4 protein-coding genes are annotated in these 4,414 nt (G+C 46.6%); 3 read left to right on the top strand and 1 reads right to left on the bottom strand.

The features are described from left to right. Window position 1 precedes the first annotated feature (1 nt). On the top strand, window positions 2-922 hold the full coding sequence (locus PLA23_RS10860) for a transcriptional regulator (RefSeq protein WP_324329031.1): 921 nt from the start codon (window positions 2-4) through the stop codon (window positions 920-922). 53 nt (window positions 923-975) lie between these two features. After that, entirely contained in the window at window positions 976-2,634 is a 1,659-nt protein-coding gene (gene thsA / locus PLA23_RS10855) for a thermosome subunit alpha (RefSeq protein WP_324329029.1), read from the top strand. A 33-nt stretch (window positions 2,635-2,667) separates the two neighbouring features. Here the strand turns inward: thsA and PLA23_RS10850 are convergent, their stop codons facing one another. After that, window positions 2,668-3,177 (bottom strand): chemotaxis protein CheW, encoded by a 510-nt coding sequence (locus tag PLA23_RS10850; protein WP_324329027.1) that lies wholly within the window; start codon window positions 3,175-3,177, stop codon window positions 2,668-2,670. A 594-nt stretch (window positions 3,178-3,771) separates the two neighbouring features. Between PLA23_RS10850 and PLA23_RS10845 the strand changes: the two genes are divergently transcribed. Then, on the top strand, window positions 3,772-4,414 hold a 643-nt coding region (locus PLA23_RS10845; RefSeq protein ID WP_324475190.1), incomplete at its 3' end, for a response regulator.

Here is a 4,414-nt window from a genome sequence, read left to right as displayed (position 1 = left end):
TATGTCCCAGGATCGTCTGCTCCGTAATGTCATCAGTGTGATGATCATGGCAGGATACGAAGTATCCGAAGTTTTCGCGATGAGACCGAAGAGTTTTGATATCATTGCAGGAAATGGTGAACGAATCGTTGTCCTGAAGGTCATCTCACATATTGATAGCATTAGCGAAGAAAATGCACGCGATTTGGACAGAATTGCACGAAATCTGAACGGAACCCCACTTATTGTTGGTGAGCGTGCCCGTGATGCCGAACTTGAACGTGGCGCAGTGTATGTCAGGTATGGGATATTTGCAATAAATTATCCGACCCTGCATGACTATTTTGTAGAGGACTCTCCTCCGCTCATCTATGCATCACCCGGGGGTCTGTATGTAAATATCAGTGGCGAGCGGCTGCGTGAACTACGCGAGAATGCTCAGCTCTCACTCGGAGACCTTGGTCAGATCCTTGGGGTGTCGAGACGAACAGTCGCAAAGTATGAAGCCGGAATGGGGACAACAATCGAGATTGCCCTCCGGATCGAAGAGACATTTGATTCAGGGGTTGTCGAGCCGATCGATCTCATCCAGTCCAAATCCCAGTTTAATGCAGATGATATATCCAATGTCCCGGATGAGATTCCGATACAGGCCGCAATAGAAGAGATGGGGATGCATGTTCAGCCCATGCATCATGCTCCATTTCAGGCTCTTGTCAGGTACGATGAACATACCATCCTCACCGGCTATGGTTCAGCCCAAAAGGTTGCCAGACGGGCTGGGATTATTGGCAACATTTCCCAGGTGACGCGGACACATGCCATGTGTGTGATGACCGATGATCAAAGACAACGAAGAATAGGCCGTACTCTTATGATTGGTGAGGATTCTCTTCTTTCCCTTGATGAACCTGATGACCTCATCAATCTGATTCTGAACTGATATTTTTATATAGAACCACTAAACAACCTTATCCTACAACGTGGTGATATTTTATGGCTACACAACTTGGAGGACAGCCAATTCTCATCCTGAAAGAAGGAAGTTCCCGTACCCGCGGGCGTGATGCACAGGGTATGAACATCGCCGCAGCAAAGGCCGTTGCCAATGCAGTCCGGACCACACTCGGACCCAAGGGCATGGACAAGATGCTGGTCGATACCATCGGTGATGTCGTCATTACCAACGATGGAGTAACCATTCTCAAAGAGATGGACATCGAACACCCGGCTGCAAAGATGATGGTGGAGATCGCCAAGACCCAGGATGATGAGGTCGGTGACGGAACCACCACAGCAGTAGTCATCGCTGGAGAACTCCTCAAGCGTTCTGAAGAACTCCTCGAGCAGGATGTTCATCCGACCGTCATTGCCCATGGATACCGGATGGCAGCAGAGAAGGCACAGGAAATTCTCCAGAAGATTGCCATTGATGTCAAACCTAGAGACACTAAGATTCTCAAAAAAATCGCAGAAACCGCAATGACCGGCAAGGGCGCAGAAGCAGCAAAAGAAAAATTCTGTGAGCTTGTTGTCCAGGCAGTCACCATGGTTGCTGATGATGATGGAACCGTTGACACAGAAAATATTAAGATTGAGAAGAAGGTTGGCGGTTCAATCGAAGATTCAGAGATCATCCTTGGAATGGTCATTGACAAGGAGCGTGTCCACCCGGGTATGCCAGAGCGGGTTACCAAGGCAAAAATCATGCTCCTGAATGCTGCAGTCGAGTTCAAGAAGACCGAAGTCGATGCTGAGATCAGCATTACCAGCCCGGACCAGCTCCAGGCATTCCTTGATGAGGAAGAGCGGATGATCAAGTCCATCACCGACAAGATCATCAAGAGTGGTGCAAAGGTTCTCTTCTGTCAGAAGGGTATTGATGACATTGCCCAGCATTACCTTGCAAAGGCAGGTATCCTTGCAGTCCGTCGTGTTAAGAAATCTGACATGGAGAAACTGAACCGTGCAACCGGTGCATCCATCATCTCCAGCATTGACGCAATTCAGGGATCAGAACTTGGGTATGCAGGTCTGGTTGAGGAGCGGAAGGTTTCTGGCGAAGAGATGATCTTTGTTGAGGAGTGCAAGAACCCGAAGGCAGTCTCCATCATCATCCACGGTGGAACCGAACATGTTGTTGCAGAACTTGACCGTGCCTTTGAAGATGCGATACGTGTCGTCGGTGTCGTCCTTGAAGACAAGAAATGTGTAGCCGGTGGTGGTGCCCCGGAGACCGAACTTTCATTACGTCTCCGCGAATACGCTGCAAGCGTCGGTGGCCGTGCACAGCTTGCCATTGAAGCATTTGCAGCAGCTCTTGAGATCATTCCACGCACCCTTGCAGAGAATGCAGGACTTGACCCGATTGACATGCTGGTCGAGCTTCGTGCAGCACACGAGAAGGGCCAGAAGACGGTCGGTCTGAATGTATTCGATGCCAAGCCATCAGACATGTATAAGGAAGGAGTTGTTGAACCACTTCGTGTCAAGACCCAGGCAATTGCAAGTGCGGCAGAAGCAGCAATAATGATCCTCCGTATCGATGATATCATCGCTTCAGCAAAATCATCTGCCCCGGAGATGCCACCAGGCGGCGGAGGCATGGGCGGCGGCGGTATGGGTGGAATGGGTGACATGGGCATGGGTATGTAAATACCCAAAACCAAGAAACCCTTTTAAAAATACCTATTCAATATGAGACGACGATGCTTCTGTCGTCCCTGTCAGAATTTTTTTCACATCTACCCAGATGATCAGTCTTTTTACTGATTCATGACTGTCCTGAGAATTTTCAGCCTTCAGTCTGTCTTCATCTCCTAGTTTAATAATTCCCTGGACATAATCGGACAGGTGCTCATCAACACCCCTGATATTTGTATCAATCGCTGTCTCATCAATAGTCAGGACACTGTGAACCTCATCGACAATAACACCAACACTGGTATTTTCAAACGCATCCGGTATCAGTACCATTATCTTTTGCTCATCCCGTTTCCTCGATGGGGTGATACCAAGAAGATAATGCAGATCGATTATTGTAGTAATCTCACCCCTGAGATTTAATAGTCCGGTGACATGAGCAGGTGCACGGGGTATTGGTGTAATCGGAAGCATCTCCACGATCTCACGGGCGATGCCAATATCCATGGCATATGATTCTCCCCCCAGGTCAAATTCCAAAATATCTACAACCATACCTGAGGATTGATCTCTCCTTCAGGGGTCTAGAACCTTTGGGAAAGGAATTCCGGTCCGGTGTGTTCCGAGAAATAAATCAGGGAATGTGTAAATGCAGGAGAATAACACCTGCCTATGTGTGCTGAACCAAACCCCCCGGATATCTTATGCCTGATATGTATACACAACTTCCCTGACAATATTTCATTATTTCAGATCAACATATAAAACTTCGTTCATATTTTGGAAAGAATAGAATTGTATTTTTTTGAATGCTTCTCTGACCTTAAAGTGCAACCGAAAGGACATACAAGAAAAAATATCTCCTAAATCGTAATTTAACCATATATATTGCAATATGAGTAAAAACAAGAAGCGATATGAGCAGATAAAAATGTATAGGTGCCATCTTACAATAAGTGAGAGCCGCATATTGGAGCAGGGATACCCCTATACGCGCAGATAACAGACTTATTTTTTAATCTCTTCGAATAATCCTGCGGCATTCATTCTCAATTTTTATGAAAAAGTCAAGAAGCAATCCTTTTCATCTCTACAGTAAAAGGAATATTATTTGAATGTTGGCAGGGACTATCTCTCAAGGGACAGCATATGGCGGGCAATCCAATTAAGGTACTTTTTGTTGAGGATAATGAAGATCATGCCTTTCTAGTTATTCATGAGCTCAAAAAGGGAGGATATGATCCAGTTTTAAAACGTGTTGATACCATTGAAGATGTTCGATCATCGCTTGACACGGACGCATGGGATGTTATTCTCTGTGATTATAGTCTCCCCGGATTTAATGGCATGGATGTTATTGAGGAATATCGCAAACGAAATCTTGATAATCCATTCATTATTGTATCAGGAGAGATCGGTGAGGATACTGCAGTCACCCTGATGAAACGCGGTGCTCATGACTATGTCTTTAAAGGGAATCTCACCCCCCTCACCCCGGTGATCGAGCGTGAGATACGGGAAGCGGAAAACCGTCGCAGGCGTCGCGAGATAGAGGAACTACAACGTGCCGAGGCGATAAAATTCAGGGCAATGATAGACTCCTCTTATGATGCCATCACGCTTTTTGATAACGATATTCTCATCGAGTGCAATTCTGCCACCTCGAAGATCTTCAGGGTTCCGGACTCTGATTCCATAGTGGGAAAATCAATCTTTTCCCTTGCCCCTGAAACCCAGGCAGACGGTACTTCATCCAGAGAATTCTTCAGCAAAGCTGTCACTGCTGCAAAGC

It is taken from the genome of Methanospirillum sp., assembly GCF_035406105.1.
GTDB lineage: Archaea > Halobacteriota > Methanomicrobia > Methanomicrobiales > Methanospirillaceae > Methanospirillum.
Note: the sequence above shows the minus strand (reverse complement) of the source record. Positions and strands in the feature narration are given on the sequence as shown.

Coding starts and splice junctions, on each gene's coding strand:
- PLA23_RS10860 (WP_324329031.1), top strand. CDS start 2: ATGTCCCAGGATCGTCTGCTCCGTAATGTCATCAGTGTGATGATCATG.
- thsA (WP_324329029.1), top strand. CDS start 976: ATGGCTACACAACTTGGAGGACAGCCAATTCTCATCCTGAAAGAAGGA.
- PLA23_RS10850 (WP_324329027.1), bottom strand. CDS start 3,177: ATGGTTGTAGATATTTTGGAATTTGACCTGGGGGGAGAATCATATGCC.